Genomic DNA, 14,739 nt, shown 5'->3' with positions numbered 1-14,739 from the left:
GGAAAGATAAGCAGTAACTGCTGCCTGATGCTACCGGCAGCAGCAGAAGGACTATCAACATGAAACCCATTGTTATTAAGAGAGATGGTTGCCGCGTTCCCTTTGATGCGGCGCGAATTCAGGATGCCGTAGAGCGTGCCGCCCGTGCCGTGGACATTACCGACATTGCCTATTGCGCGCAGGTAGCTGCACAAGTGGGCAGCCTCATGGCTAACCGTGAATGTGTGGATATTCATGATATTCAGCAGGCAGTAGAAGACCAGTTAATGGCCGGTCAGTATAAAGAACTGGCACGAGCCTATATTGAATACCGTCATTCGCGCGATGTTGCGCGCGAATCTCGCGGACATCTCAATCGCGAAATTCAGGGTTTGGTAGAACAAACCAATTTCAGTCTGCTTAACGAAAATGCGAACAAAGACAGCAAGGTGATTCCCACCCAGCGCGACCTACTGGCTGGCATTGTCGCCAGACATTATGCTCAGCAACACTTGTTACCGCGCGATGTGGTATTGGCACATGAGCGGGGAGAAATTCATTATCACGATTTAGACTACGCACCTTTTTTTCCGATGTTCAACTGCATGTTGATAGATCTAAAAGGCATGCTGACCAATGGATTTAAAATGGGCAATGCTGAAATCGAACCTCCTAAATCTATTGCCACAGCTACTGCTGTTACCGCACAGATTATCGCGCAGGTGGCTAGCCACATTTACGGCGGCAGCACTATAAACCGGATTGATGAAGTGCTGGCACCTTTTGTCCGTACCAGCTACGACAAACACTTTGCCGTAGCTCAGGAATGGCAGATTGCCAATGCTGAAGACTACGCCCGTACTCGCACCGAAAAAGAATGCTACGACGCTTTTCAGTCACTGGAATACGAAGTCAACACCTTGCATACTGCTAATGGTCAGACTCCTTTTGTCACTTTCGGCTTTGGTCTGGGCATCAGCTGGGAAAGCCGGCTGATTCAAACCGCTATTCTGCGCAATCGATTAGCTGGACTGGGCAAAAATGGCAAAACGGCTGTCTTTCCAAAACTGGTTTTCAGTATTAAAGACGGCGTGAACCACAAAGCGTCAGACATTAACTACGACATCAAGCAACTGGCTCTCGAATGCGCCTCCAAACGTATGTATCCGGATATTCTCAACTACGAGCAGGTTGTAGCTGTGACTGGTTCTTTCAAAACGCCGATGGGCTGCCGCAGCTTCCTCAGTCGTTATGAAGAAAACGGTCAGGAAATTCATGAAGGACGGAATAATCTGGGCGTAATCAGCCTGAACCTGCCACGTATTGCCATCGAAGCCAAACACGATGAAGCACGGTTCTGGCAACTGCTGGAAGAGCGCCTGCAACTTTGCCGCAAAGCCCTGATGACCCGCATTGCCCGTTTTGAAAACGTCAAAGCACGAGTGGCACCAATTCTGTATATGGAAGGAGCCTGCGGCGTGCGTTTGCAAGCCGATGAACCCGTAGCACATATATTCAAAAATGGCCGTGCCTCCATTTCTCTGGGCTATATCGGCCTGCATGAAACCATCTATGCCCTGTACGGCAGCAACATCCATGTGTTTGACAGTGACCACCTGCGTCAGAAAGCCATAGCCATTGTCGAGAAACTGCGCCGTACTGCCGACCAGTGGAAAACTGAGACCGGCTATGGCTTCAGCCTTTACAGTACTCCGAGCGAAAACTTGTGTGACCGCTTCTGTCGTCTTGATACCGCTGAATTCGGCGTAATTGACGGTGTAACCGACAAAGGCTACTACACCAACAGCTTTCATCTAGATGTAGAAAAAAAAGTTAATCCATACGACAAAATCGATTTCGAAGCACCCTACCCGAAAATGGCCAGTGGTGGCTTTATTTGTTACGGCGAATACCCTAATCTGCAACACAATCTCAAAGCATTAGAGGACGTATGGGATTACAGCTACCGTCATGTACCTTATTACGGCACCAATACGCCTATCGACGAATGTTATGAATGCGGTTTTAGTGGTGAATTTTCCTGTACCAGCAAAGGCTTTGTCTGCCCCAAATGCGGCAACCATGATCCGGCACGCGTATCCGTCACCCGACGTGTCTGCGGCTATCTCGGTAGCCCCGACGCCAGACCGTTTAACACCGGCAAACAGGAAGAAGTGAAAAGACGAGTCAAACATCTCGGCCAGCAGTGTGGTGCTCTGTAAACATGAATTACCATCAGTACTATCCGGTAGATGTCGTCAACGGTCCTGGTACGCGCTGCACCTTATTTGTTGCTGGCTGCGAACATAAATGCCGCGGCTGCTATAACGCAACCACATGGCGAACCGACTCCGGCAAGCCATTTGACCAGCAGTTGGAAGACCGCATCATCAGCGATCTTAACGACACACGTATTATCCGGCAAGGACTGTCACTCAGCGGTGGCGACCCACTGCATCCACATAACCTTAGCGCTATTTTGCATCTGGTGAAGCGAGTGCGGCAGGAAACAGAGCATAAAGACATCTGGCTTTGGACCGGCTACACACTGGCAGAACTATCAGTAGCGCAACAACAGGTGGTAGCAGAAATAAACACCTTGGTTGATGGTAAATTCATAAAGGAACTGCGAGATCCAGCATTAATTTGGCGTGGAAGTAGCAACCAGCAGATTCATTATCTGCGCCCAGCGTGATTCTTAATTCAGCATCGTTGAGATGCGCATTATTCAGCGCATCTCAACGATGCTTTTAAACAAACACTACAAATAAATTCTATTAATAAACCATCAACTTAGCCTGCAATACCAGTTCCTCCCTGCCAAATGTAGCGGAAATTGGCATAAAATTTGCCTTCGCTGAATAAATTTTTGGGATAATTTACGCTTCATTTTGCTTACAATCGCGAATTTAACTCTACCATAGTGCTATTTCCCTCAATTGATACAGCACATATTTACCCAAATAAACCCTAGCCTACACCGTCTGCTTCTATGCTGTGTCTATAACCGACAACCGACCAGCAACAGAACCCAAACGGTTTTTACGCACAGACACGGACACCACCGATGAGCATAATTGATTTAACCGCCAAACGCGCTGAAACACAGGCCATGCTAGATACAGCAGAGCTGCTGTTTGACCGCAACACCTGTGAAGCGAAACTGGAACAGATGGCTGCGGACATCACAGCCGCACTCAGTGACAAATATCCACTGGTATTACCGGTAATGGGTGGCGCAGTAGTATTTACTGGGAAATTATTGCCATTGCTGCGTTTTCCATTGGATTTTGACTATATTCATATTTCACGTTATGGCGATAAACTGCAAGGTGGTAACTATCAGTGGCTGAGAGCACCACAAAACGCCGTAGTTGGACGCCATATACTGGTACTGGATGATATTCTTGATGAAGGGCATACACTAGCAGCCGTCAAAAAACAGATACAGGAAATGGGTGCAGCCAGCTGCGCCACCGCTGTATTTGCCAATAAACTGATTAATAAAGACAAGCCGATTACAGCTGATTTTGTCGGACTGGATGTCCCCAACCGTTATGTCTTTGGCTATGGCATGGATGCTGAAGGAAAATGGCGTAATCTAGATGAAATTTACGCACTGGCAGAAGATTAGTAACTTTGCTGCAAACAAAAACTCTTCGTTATGATTTGCCACTGTCTGGATATTAGAATTGGAAAATAGAATATTTTGGCTAAAAATATGGTAATAAAATATTAAGTGCTAACAGCCACCAACTCAAATTTTAAAATCATCTTTCTAATCTTTCCCTCAACTAATACCCGTAAATTCAAGCTACTATATTCAATCAGCTTTTCAGGTCTGTGCCTGATAAGCTGCTTGTAATATGTAAAATCAGGCCAGATATAAAATATAAAATCAGCAGCAATCTTTATCCTAAGCGCTAAAATTAATTCTACCGTAGCAGCATGCCAATCAACTGCAAATCAGTTACATGCAAAAAATTGGGCTAATAAAAAATTCTGCAAGCTATCGCTTAAATCTAAGCGTATAGAAGATTCATTTTGATTATTAATAATAAATATATCCAATCAGCATTTACACAAGGAGTATCAAAATAAAAAACCAGTATGGATTATAAAGCCAATATAAAATTGCTCATAAAGTAAATTTTTTTATGCAGATTTAGATAAAAATTTTAATTTTAAATTTTTAGCATATTTCTGCCATATTTATATAATAACATTCACTATTATGCAAACAGCAATACATAATAATCAAATAATATAAATATTTATATTATTCATATTATTTTTTTACATTAGTCAGTCTGCTCAATCTATAATTACATTAATTAGTAAATCATAATATTTACTTAACACATTCTTGACAAATATAAATATCCGACAGTATGATGGCCGAGCCGTATTCAATAGTACGGCCAGCTCTGGAAGGCTGTTTTATCAGACAGATAAACCATTGAATTTTTGCAATAAATGGTTTTTAAATCTGTATACCAAGTCATTGACATACCTTTTCCATGGTAGACAATGGCAGGGAGGCATCATGCCTGCCGGTTCTGATTAACGGTCTTCCAGCCTTGCCATTCTTCTGCCGCCACATGCGTCTGGAAGCGCAAAGCGGTGTTGGTAGAATAATCAGGAAAGGCAGTGTTAATGACTATTTTTTTGGCAGTAAACCGCCATCTGGAGGCGTATATGTTACGCCTGTTTCCGCCAGCGAAATTTACAATAGGCGGAAAACAGGCAGTATTGGGATTTGTCATATCAATTGGCGTAAAAACAACACCTTTGGGTAAGATGAACCGGCAATTTTCAGCATCAGCCTAAAATACCCCAGAAAACCGATTATTTACCTAATGAAACCTGACAACGTAGCAAATTGAGTATTATAATCAATAATGAAGTAGTTAAATTTTAATAACACTAAATTTATTGTATAAAGTATATTTTTTTCATTACTACAATTTTATCTGATTGTAAAAAGGGGTTGAAAAAATGCTTCAGAAAAAAGCTTACCTATCGAATTTCGGATGATGCCAGTATAGCAATAAAATACTGAGCATCTTCTACCGATTAATGTTTATTTGTCTATGTTTCCTGGTTCTTTAGCTTTTAAGGGGCGGAACCAGGCTTTTTGCATTTTGGTACAACGTTATAATTTTAACATATCATCTGCATAATCCACAGTCATTTCAGTGCTTCATGGCTGCATGCCCCTCATCTCGCAACTGCAGAATTTTTCTGCCCTCGGTTTTGGCTTCAGCCAGTTTGCCGGCATTCACCAACTTACCAGTTTTATCAATTTCAGCAATCAACCTATCTATTTCAGACTGATAAACTTTCAGTTTCGGATTATTAGTCGGTGCCTTGGCCAGAGCGGATGGTTTTTGTGCCCGTGCAGCCACGGCCGCCGTACGCATATTAGCTAAAGCCTTCCGCGCATCTACAACGGTCTGAGCAGCATTGAATCGTGCATAGCTCATAGTAATCGCCCCCATATACATATTCACTTCATTCGCCTGTACAGTTACACTGGATACGGTCAGCGATAAACACAATATTCCTACTGACACGAAATCTTTTGTCTTCATTTGATTTTCCCATTATTACAATCATTGGTAGCATTGCATATGCAGCTACATACGCGGAACAACAGAGCAGCTTTATCCACTGTGGTGAATCAGGAAAGCGTACATCTCCTGACAAATTATTTTAACAAGTGCTCATCTTGATACAGAATCGGCCTAAGATATCTCTTTTAATAGCGCTTACATACTTTGTATCTGAATCAGTTTGCGCAGAAAAACATCACAGCGACTAAGCTGCTCTAATTCAATATATTCGTTAGCCTTGTGTGCCACCGTAATACTGCCAGGACCACACACTACGGTATTGATACCACTATTTTGAAACTGCCCCCCCTCAGTAGCGTAAGCTACTTTAGCCTGTTGTTCAACATCCACAAGACCAGCAATCAGCTTATGCAGGTAATGATTATTTGCATCATTTAAAGGAGGAACATTCACGACATGGTTTAGTTTGATAGCAGCTTCCGGCGCCACTTTGCGCATAGCCGGCAAAAGTTGGGTCGAAATATATTGCCGGATAGGCTCAATTAGTTCGTCGACTGTCATATGTGGAAGATTACGGTAATCAAATTCAAAAGCACAGTAATCAGGTACAATATTAATAGCTGTACCACCACGAATTAGGCCAGTAGAAACAGTAGCAAACGGAACATCAAATGCATGATCCAAATCAGCACGTTGCTGCAATTGCTGAGCCAGCTGATTAATAAAGACAATTAAACGAGCGGCATACTCAATTGCGTTTACTCCATCCGGAGTCAGTGAAGAATGTGCGTTTTTACCCTGTACCTCGCAGCAGAATGTATGAATTCCTTTATGTGCCACCACCATCTGCATCGATGTAGGTTCGCCAACAATACACGACTCAGGCTGTAGCCCCCTTCTCTCCAGTTCTGCCAGCATCACCGGTGCACCCAAACATCCCACCTCCTCATCAAAAGACAAAGCAATATGCAAGGGTGCTTTCAGTCTCGCTGTCTGCATGGCAGGCACCGCAGCAAGCACACTGGCAATAAAACCTTTCATGTCACTGCTGCCTCTGCCATAAACACAGCCATCCCGCACATCGGCCACAAACGGGTCTGACAGCCAGTTCTGTCCATCTACCGGTACCACATCAGTATGGCCTGAAAATATCAATCCACCGGAAATACGACCATCTGTGGCAGGGATCGTTACAAACAGATTAGCTTTATCACCAGCAACATTTTGTGCCAGCCAAGGAGACAATTTCCGGCTTTCCAAATAATCTGCTACATAATTAATCAAGGCTAAATTACTCTGACGACTGGTGGTATCAAATGAAATAAGCTGACATAACCAGGAAAGGGTATCCACAAATAAATCTCCAAAAAATTTCCGGCTTAATAAGCCCCTATTTTATGCTTTTAACTTAGCATTGACATCAAACAATACACTGCTTGATGCTGATAATCGCTACAATATACATTTACTGAAAGGCACCACACATGAAACAGCATTTTGATTTAGCAGGACATCCATATGTAGCTTTATGTGATTTACTCAAACTGACCGGACTGGCAGAAAGTGGAGGCCGAGCCAAACAAATGATTGCTGAAGGCCTGGTTCAACGTAATCAGCAGCCAGAGACACGTAAAACGGCCAAAATTATCGTCGGAGACTGTATCGGCGTGGATAACACTGAAATCTACGTGATTAACACTCAGGTATGAATACGCTATCATCATTAACACCACCAGTACCACCGGAAGACTGGGAGTGCTGCAACAGCGATTGTGGCGAGGCCTGCGTCTGGCAGATTTATTATCGTGAAAAAGCCAATTATGAGGCACATCTGGCTCAACTCACCTCATCTTCTTGCGACCAATAATATTTATTCATGAGTATTGATTTACATTGCCATTCAACCATTTCCGATGGGGCGCTGACTCCAGCAGAAGTTGTTCAACGTGCACATTCCAACGGTTGCACGATGCTGGCGCTGACTGACCACGACCACACCGGCGGGCTGGCGGCAGCTCGTAAACAGGCAGAATTATGTGGCATCCAATTAATCAATGGCGTAGAAATTTCCGTAAGCTGGCGCGGGCGAACTATACACATCGTTGGCCTGAATATTGTACCTGAAGATGAGCTGTTGCAAACCTTGCTGCTGCGCCTACGCAGCGGCCGGCTACAACGATTACAGGCCATTGCCAATAAACTGGAAAAAAAAGGTATCAGGGGTGCCTATGAAGGCACACTGGCACAGGCCACTAATATTGACATGGTAACACGCACCCATATAGCTGATTTTCTGGTTAATAGCGGCCATGTAAATAAAAAAGCAGATGCTTTCCGCAAATATCTTGCCGATGGTAAATCGTGCAGTGTCCGTCATCAATGGGCAGAACTGACCGAGGTTGTTGCTGCCATTCGCCATGCAGGAGGCATTGCAGTGATAGCTCACCCCATGCGTTATGAACTTTCGGCTACGGCACGACGTAATCTATTCAGTGAATTCAAAGCTTGTGGTGGAGTAGCTATAGAAGTACACAGTGGACGTTCTGGACTCAACGATCGTCTAAACTATGCCTTAATGGCACAACAATTCGGATTTTTGGCCAGCTGTGGCAGCGATTTTCATCGAGATGGTGATTTCGGCGGAGGCTTACTAGGCTGCTGCCCAGAATTACCACCTATCTGCGTACCAGTCTGGCATCATCTGACAGATTAACGGCATATGTGATTTAATTCAGACAAGTAAAATCTTATAGGCATGGATCACCAAATGCATATTGACGGTTTACTTAGTGCAAACAAAGTTTATCAAGCATTGTGTTATTGCAGCAGAAATACCCTCCGTTTGCTGCCCGCCCAGAGGCACACAAACAATAATGCAAAATTGTTAAACCGTCTTCCCGCTTTTTATTCGATGTCAATACAATTCAAATATTTGTATGCATAAAAACAGCGCATCATTCAACAAAGCAAATAAATTATACCGATGGGCACCCTGACTATCATCAACGCATTACCTCAAAAATAATAAAGCTACATTTCTAACGGATACTGGCATCATTTTTCTGATTATATTTCACAATCCATAGCAGCAATCACAAATAAGATAGCTGTTATACTGAGAGCATTTGGCTGGTTCAGCTAAACTCTCAATATAATCAACCCTGAGGATAAAGAATGAAATCTCGTGCCGCCGTGGCCTTCGCACCGGGTGAAGCATTAAAAATTGTAGAAGTAGATGTTGCACCGCCCAAAGCGGGAGAAGTTCTCGTCAGAATTACCCATACCGGTGTCTGTCATACCGATGCTTTTACTTTGTCGGGTGCCGATCCAGAGGGTGTATTTCCGACGATTCTAGGCCATGAAGGCGCTGGTATTGTGGTAGAGGTAGGTGCAGGGGTAACTTCGGTCAAACCAGGTGACCATGTGATTCCTCTCTATACCGCTGAATGTGGTAAATGCTTATTTTGCCGCTCAGGCAAAACCAATTTATGCACCGCAGTGCGCTCTACTCAGGGTAAAGGACTGATGCCAGATGGCACCACACGTTTTACCTATCAGGGTCAACCCATTTATCATTACATGGGCTGTTCAACATTTAGTGAATATACCGTTGTAGCGGAAGTTTCATTGGCTAAAATCAATCCAGCCGCCAGACCGGAAGAAGTGTGTCTGCTCGGCTGCGGCGTCACCACCGGCATTGGTGCGGTACACAACACGGCTAAAGTACAAGCAGGCGATAGTGTGGCCGTATTCGGGCTGGGTGGTATTGGGTTGGCTGTGGTTCAAGGGGCACGGCAGGCTGGTGCTGGACGGATTATCGCCATTGATACCAATCCGGCCAAATTCACGCTAGCCAGACATTTCGGCGCTACCGAATGCATCAATCCTGATGATTATGAAGAGCCCATCCAGCAGGTTATTATCCGTCTCACCGAATGGGGTGTGGACCATAGCTTTGAATGCATCGGCAATGTGGACGTAATGCGAGCAGCACTAGAATGTGCTCATCGTGGCTGGGGGCAAAGTATTATCATCGGTGTAGCTGGTGCCGGCCTAGAAATCGCCACACGCCCTTTTCAGCTGGTTACCGGACGTATTTGGAAAGGTTCTGCATTTGGCGGCGTGAAAGGACGATCACAACTTCCGCGTATGGTGGAAGAAGCCATGCAAGGCAAAATTGAGCTATCTCCTTTCATTACCCATACCTTGCCACTAGCTGACATCAATCATGCTTTTGAGCTAATGCACAGCGGAGAATCTATCCGCACCGTGATTTACTATTGAATCCACACCTTGCTATGGTTTCAATTTTAATCATAATACTGCGGTAAATCATATTCATCCAACGAGCAGAACGGATAAGCTACCATGACTGAAATCACACTGCTGAACAAACATAAACTTTTTAATGGCGAACAACGGCGCTACCAACATTACAGCCACTTCAACCACTGCAACATGACTTTTTCTATATATTTGCCATCACGTGCATTACAAGGGTACGCGCTGCCCGTAATCTATTGTCTTGCTGGCCTTACCTGCACTGATGAAAATTTTTCCATTAAAAGTGGCGCCCAGCGTTTTGCTGCTGAGTGGGGCATCGTTCTGGTAATGCCCGATACTAGCCCACGCGGAGCAGAAGTTGCCAACGCCGATAGTTACAGTCTGGGACAGGGTGCCGGTTTCTACCTCAATGCCACTCAACAACCTTGGGCACAAAATTATCAAATGTACGATTATGTAGTCACAGAACTACCCGAACTTATTGAAAAGCATTTTCCTGTTACTAGTCAGCGCAGCCTGTGTGGGCATAGCATGGGCGGCCATGGTGCATTAATGATTGCACTGAAAAATCCACAACGCTATCTTGCTGCATCAGCATTTGCTCCCATTGCCCATCCCATGAACAGTGCATGGGGAAAAGAAGCATTTAGCACTTATCTGGGCAATAATCAGGCTGAATGGGCAGCTTACGACAGCACTGAGCTTATTCAGCTATACCCACCATCCTTACCCATTCTGATTGATCAAGGTAGTGTAGATGAATTTTACCCTGAACAATTACATCCGCAGGATTTCATAGTAGCAGCTAAAAGCAAAGGAGCTAATATCCGTTATCACCTACGTGAACATTACGATCACAGCTATTATTTTGTCAGTACCTTTATCGAAAGTCATATCAGCTTTCATGCTGAAGCCTTCGGTCTATAGGTCATCAGGCTTCAATCACAGATTCGCGCGTAAAGGTTTTCTCACAATAATGACAGCGTAAACGGGTTTCGCCATGGCTCAACCGCACTGTAAAACGGCTTTGTACCGGTTCACCATGGCTGGCACAATTGCTGTTCGGACAGCGAAAAACCTCAGTAATGGCTTCTGGCAGCGTGAGCATGCGTTTACGCACCACTTTAAAATTTTCAATATCATTGACAGTTGCTCGAGGTGCAAACAAAGCCAGACGGTTAGCCGCTGCATCATCCAGAAAATGACCAGCTATTTTAATGATATCTTTGCTGCCATTGGACTGGCTACTCAGATTAAAACCCACTGTAACCGCATTACCGGAATGCAGCAACTTGAACTGGCGCAGAATATTCAGCCCCTGCCCTACCGGAATGTGATCAATTACCGTACCGTCTTTAATCGCCTCAATACTTAATCTGGTCTGATTCATCATTGCTTTAACCTCGTCCACTGTCCGCATCAGTTTCTTCATTCAAAATTGCTGCCAAAATCGCCTGACGCGCATACATACCATTATTCGCTTGCTGAAAATAATAAGCATGAATACTCTCATCGACATCCGCATGAATTTCATCTACCCGTGGTAAAGGATGCAGAATTCGCATATTCGGTTTTGCCTGCTTCAACATAGCCGCACAAAGACTAAAATGACCATTAATTCGTGCAAATTCTTGCTCATCAAACCGCTCCCGCTGTATGCGTGTCATATACACAATATCAGCCCAAGCCAGCGCTTCCTCAAGATTATCTGATGTGCGACAGATAACCCCGTCCTCTTCCAGTTGTTCACAGATATAATTTGGCATGGACAGAGTAGGAGGAGATACAAAAATAAACTCACAGCCCCAGCGGCTCATAGCCTGAGCCAGTGAGTGTACTGTGCGCCCATATTTCAAATCTCCAACCATGGCAATCTTCAAATTCTGCAAGGTCCCCTGTGTTTCGTATATCGTCACTAAATCCAGTAAAGTTTGCGACGGATGCTGATTTGTACCATCACCAGCATTAATCACTGGAACATGAGAAAATTCACTAACAACACGTGCTGCACCGTCTTTAGGATGGCGCATAACGATTGCATCAGCATAATTACTGATAATTCGTGCAGTATCAGCCAAAGTTTCGCCCTTTTTGGCACTGGTATTGGCACCATCAGCAAAACCGATAACTTTTCCTCCCAGCCGTTGAATCGCCGTCTCAAACGATAACCGGGTTCGCGTAGAAGGCTCAAAAAAACACGAACCAATTAATCTTCCCTTCAACAACTCAGTCTGCGGCTGCCGCTTTAACTGCAACGCAAGCGTCAGTAAGAACTCCAGTTGCTCTGTGGATAAATCATTTATCGAAATAAAATGTTGACGAAAAAGCGGATTAGCCATAATTTAACTTTCAGCATCTAACAACAGGCATAAAAAAACCCGCTTGGAAACGGGTATACATATGGTCATTAACTGTTCAAAAGTAACAACTGCTTCAGACACAACAATAAGCTGGCTGCATATATTGTCATTTTTCAGTCACTCCATATTAACTAAGTGAATTATCTCATAAACACTCCCACGGTAAAAGCCAGCCACTTTGAGTTACAATAAACAAATCATTGCCCATTTACTCCTGATTACATTGATTTACCATCAACTGGCACTGAACGTGCCCCTCTACCCACTGTTAACATACGCCCATCCAACCACATTGCCGGCAGGAACAAGGGTAGCCGTACGCTTTCGCAACCGATTGGTAGCAGCCATAGTATGGGAAAGTGATATACAGCCAGAAATAGACCTTAGTAAAATACGCCCTATTGAGAACATTTTATCGGATGGCTGGCAATTGCCCGCAGACTGGCGTGCACTACTTAGCTTTACTGCGCGCTATTATCATTATCCTCTTGGACAAGCCGTGATGGCGGCCCTACCCAAAGGTCTGCGTCAGCCTCAAGCCGTGCCATTACCGAAACAAGAACACATTTACAGCCTCAATGCCCTTGGACGCATCCAGCCAGCACCTCCGGCTCGTTATCATAAACAAAATGCATTATGGCAGAGACTATTAGCCGCTCCAGCCACTCTGCACCAGCTTAAAATCATACATACTCAGGCATCACAATATCTTAAACAGTGGCAACAACAAAACTGGATAGAAGCCAGTCACATTCCGGCTTGTGGACCTATACCGACCAGTCGGCATCAGCTCAATCAGCAACAGCAACTAGCCAGTGCAGAAGTACAAACCAGATGCGGGCAATTTGCCCCATTTCTATTGTATGGCATTACTGGCAGTGGTAAAACCGAAGTCTATTTCGACATCATGGCCAATATAATGCAGCAAGGTAAACAGGTACTGTTTTTGCTGCCCGAAATCAACCTCACACCGCAGCTTATGCAACGGGTACGCCAGCGTTTTCCACATACAGTTACTACTGTATTACACAGCCAGACCGCAGCCGGACAACGTACCACCAACTATCTTCAGGCAGCTCTGGGGCAGGCAGCTCTGGTCATCGGTACACGTCTGGCCATATTTACCCCCATGCCTAATCTAGGCCTGATTGTTGTCGACGAAGAGCACGATTATTCATTTAAACAAGAAAGCGAACTACGCTATCAGGCACGTGACCTGGCTGTCTGGCGGGCGCGGCAGACAGCTTGTCCAGTGGTACTGGGTAGTGCCACTCCGTCATTAGAAAGCTGGTATAAAACGCGGCACGGAGATTACCAATTACTGCAACTGAGCGAGCGGGCACACACCAACGCCCAATTGCCACAAATACATTTACTCGATATCCGCCGCTTACCACTGGATAATGGTATCAGCGATATCATCAAGCAAAAACTGCAAACCAATGTCGCTCGCGGTGGTTTAAGCATGGTTTACCTAAACCGAAGGGGTTTTGCCCCAGCTTTATTCTGCGATGCTTGCGGTCATACTTTCGGCTGCCCGAATTGCTCCGCCAAACTGGTTTTACATCAGCATGCAGGTCAGCTACGCTGCCATCATTGTGATTTTCACCAGCCCATACCCCCATCCTGCCCGGAATGTGGCAATCAGGACTTGACCGCCGTTGGACAAGGGACTCAGCGCATTGAAGAATACCTGCAGCATTTGCTCCCTAGTGCACGCATTCTGCGGGTAGATCGTGATAGCACAGCTCACCGACAAGACTGGTCGGAAATCTATCACACCATTATGCGTAAAGAAGTAGATGTACTGGTCGGCACCCAGATGCTGGCCAAAGGCCATGACTTTCCCCATCTCAATCTAGTGGTGGTTTTAAATGCAGACAACAGTCTCTATAGCGCTGATTTCCGTGCTCCTGAACGTTTATTTGCCGAATTAATGCAGGTAAGTGGCAGAGCCGGCAGAGCCGACTGCACTGGTGAAGTATGGGTACAAACGCGTCAGCCGGAACACAAAGTGTACCAAGCTTTGGCGGCACAGAATTATGTAACTTTCGCCACGGCAGAACTGGCAGAAAGACAAGAGCTGGGCATGCCGCCATTTAGTTATATAGCCGCCATCCGCGCAGACGCTCGCACCATGAACGAGGCGCAACAGCTTTTACGGCAAGCGCAACAAGGAATCGAGCAGCAGCATGCCTTACCTGCCAATGTCAATGTCTTCGGTCCAGTACCGATGCTGATGGCCCGACTGGCTGGGTACGAACGCGCACAAGTATTTCTAGAAAGTAAAAACCGGCGCGACCTACACCACAGCATTTCATTATGGCAAAATTGGCTCCTGCATCTGGAAAAAAGCAACCCTCATACACGTTGGCTAATAGATGTCGACCCACTGGAAATGTAGCTATACTCCATATATATCTTTTCCTGAGAATTTGCTCAAGTCTATTCATACCAGACATGCGTTTCAAGTATCGGAACAACTAAACAGTTATTCTAATTTTCACAGTTACTCATAATTTACAAATATAATTATCAAA

The 14,739-nt window shown here is 45.0% G+C and carries 14 protein-coding genes; 9 read left to right on the top strand and 5 right to left on the bottom strand.

What is annotated here, in order from left to right:
* The first annotated feature begins 59 nt into the window (after positions 1-59).
* The 3 genes from nrdD (at position 60) to ACQP6D_RS07915 (ending at position 3,613) form a co-directional block, all read left to right on the top strand.
* Positions 60-2,201 (top strand): anaerobic ribonucleoside-triphosphate reductase, encoded by a 2,142-nt coding sequence (gene nrdD, locus ACQP6D_RS07925; protein WP_427857867.1) that lies wholly within the window; start codon positions 60-62, stop codon positions 2,199-2,201.
* A gap of 2 nt (positions 2,202-2,203) precedes the next feature.
* Entirely contained in the window at positions 2,204-2,674 is a 471-nt protein-coding gene (gene nrdG, locus ACQP6D_RS07920; protein ID WP_267390817.1) for an anaerobic ribonucleoside-triphosphate reductase-activating protein, read from the top strand.
* Positions 2,675-3,052: 378 nt separating this feature from the next.
* Positions 3,053-3,613: a hypoxanthine-guanine phosphoribosyltransferase gene (locus ACQP6D_RS07915; RefSeq protein ID WP_427857897.1), complete on the top strand. Its 561-nt coding sequence runs from the start codon at positions 3,053-3,055 to the stop codon at positions 3,611-3,613.
* Positions 3,614-4,523: 910 nt separating this feature from the next.
* On the opposite strand, the gene ACQP6D_RS07910 is transcribed toward ACQP6D_RS07915, so the two are convergent.
* From ACQP6D_RS07910 to argE, 3 genes are all read right to left on the bottom strand, one after another.
* The gene (locus ACQP6D_RS07910; RefSeq protein WP_427857866.1) at positions 4,524-4,745 is read right to left on the bottom strand and encodes a hypothetical protein; all 222 of its coding nucleotides are present in this window, start codon (positions 4,743-4,745) and stop codon (positions 4,524-4,526) included.
* 429 nt (positions 4,746-5,174) lie between these two features.
* Positions 5,175-5,573 carry a cytochrome b562 gene (locus ACQP6D_RS07905; protein WP_427857865.1) on the bottom strand — a complete coding sequence of 133 codons (399 nt, stop codon included), beginning with the start codon at positions 5,571-5,573 and terminating at the stop codon, positions 5,175-5,177.
* A 177-nt stretch (positions 5,574-5,750) separates the two neighbouring features.
* Complete coding sequence (argE, locus tag ACQP6D_RS07900) at positions 5,751-6,908, bottom strand: acetylornithine deacetylase (RefSeq protein WP_267390820.1); 1,158 nt, start codon at positions 6,906-6,908, stop codon at positions 5,751-5,753.
* A 131-nt stretch (positions 6,909-7,039) separates the two neighbouring features.
* On the opposite strand from argE, the gene ACQP6D_RS07895 reads away from it, so the two are divergent.
* The 5 genes from ACQP6D_RS07895 (at position 7,040) to fghA (ending at position 10,766) form a co-directional block, all read left to right on the top strand.
* Positions 7,040-7,264 (top strand): RNA-binding S4 domain-containing protein, encoded by a 225-nt coding sequence (locus ACQP6D_RS07895; RefSeq protein WP_100141168.1) that lies wholly within the window; start codon positions 7,040-7,042, stop codon positions 7,262-7,264.
* Entirely contained in the window at positions 7,261-7,422 is a 162-nt protein-coding gene (locus tag ACQP6D_RS07890) for an oxidoreductase-like domain-containing protein (protein WP_100141167.1), read from the top strand. The genes ACQP6D_RS07895 and ACQP6D_RS07890 overlap by 4 nt, the downstream gene beginning before the upstream one ends.
* Before the next feature lie 9 nt (positions 7,423-7,431).
* A complete protein-coding gene (locus tag ACQP6D_RS07885) occupies positions 7,432-8,268 on the top strand; it encodes a PHP domain-containing protein (protein ID WP_367439765.1) in 837 nt (278 codons plus the stop codon).
* A gap of 461 nt (positions 8,269-8,729) precedes the next feature.
* Positions 8,730-9,839: an S-(hydroxymethyl)glutathione dehydrogenase/class III alcohol dehydrogenase gene (locus tag ACQP6D_RS07880; RefSeq protein ID WP_427857864.1), complete on the top strand. Its 1,110-nt coding sequence runs from the start codon at positions 8,730-8,732 to the stop codon at positions 9,837-9,839.
* Between the two features lie 93 nt (positions 9,840-9,932).
* Entirely contained in the window at positions 9,933-10,766 is an 834-nt protein-coding gene (gene fghA, locus ACQP6D_RS07875; RefSeq protein ID WP_427857896.1) for an S-formylglutathione hydrolase, read from the top strand.
* A gap of 4 nt (positions 10,767-10,770) precedes the next feature.
* Here the strand turns inward: fghA and pyrI are convergent, their stop codons facing one another.
* Together pyrI and pyrB are read right to left on the bottom strand one after the other, a co-directional pair.
* Positions 10,771-11,229: an aspartate carbamoyltransferase regulatory subunit gene (pyrI, locus tag ACQP6D_RS07870; protein ID WP_427857895.1), complete on the bottom strand. Its 459-nt coding sequence runs from the start codon at positions 11,227-11,229 to the stop codon at positions 10,771-10,773.
* Positions 11,230-11,236: 7 nt separating this feature from the next.
* Positions 11,237-12,178 carry an aspartate carbamoyltransferase gene (pyrB, locus tag ACQP6D_RS07865; protein ID WP_427857863.1) on the bottom strand — a complete coding sequence of 314 codons (942 nt, stop codon included), beginning with the start codon at positions 12,176-12,178 and terminating at the stop codon, positions 11,237-11,239.
* A gap of 244 nt (positions 12,179-12,422) precedes the next feature.
* Between pyrB and ACQP6D_RS07860 the strand changes: the two genes are divergently transcribed.
* A complete protein-coding gene (locus ACQP6D_RS07860; protein ID WP_427857894.1) occupies positions 12,423-14,603 on the top strand; it encodes a primosomal protein N' in 2,181 nt (726 codons plus the stop codon).
* Positions 14,604-14,739: the final 136 nt, after the last annotated feature.

Origin of the sequence: Snodgrassella sp. CS2 (genome assembly GCF_050310315.1) — a bacterium.
Classification (GTDB): Bacteria; Pseudomonadota; Gammaproteobacteria; order Burkholderiales; family Neisseriaceae; genus Snodgrassella; species Snodgrassella alvi_E.
The sequence above is the reverse complement of the archived record's forward strand: the minus strand, read 5'-3'. Positions and strand labels throughout refer to the sequence as shown.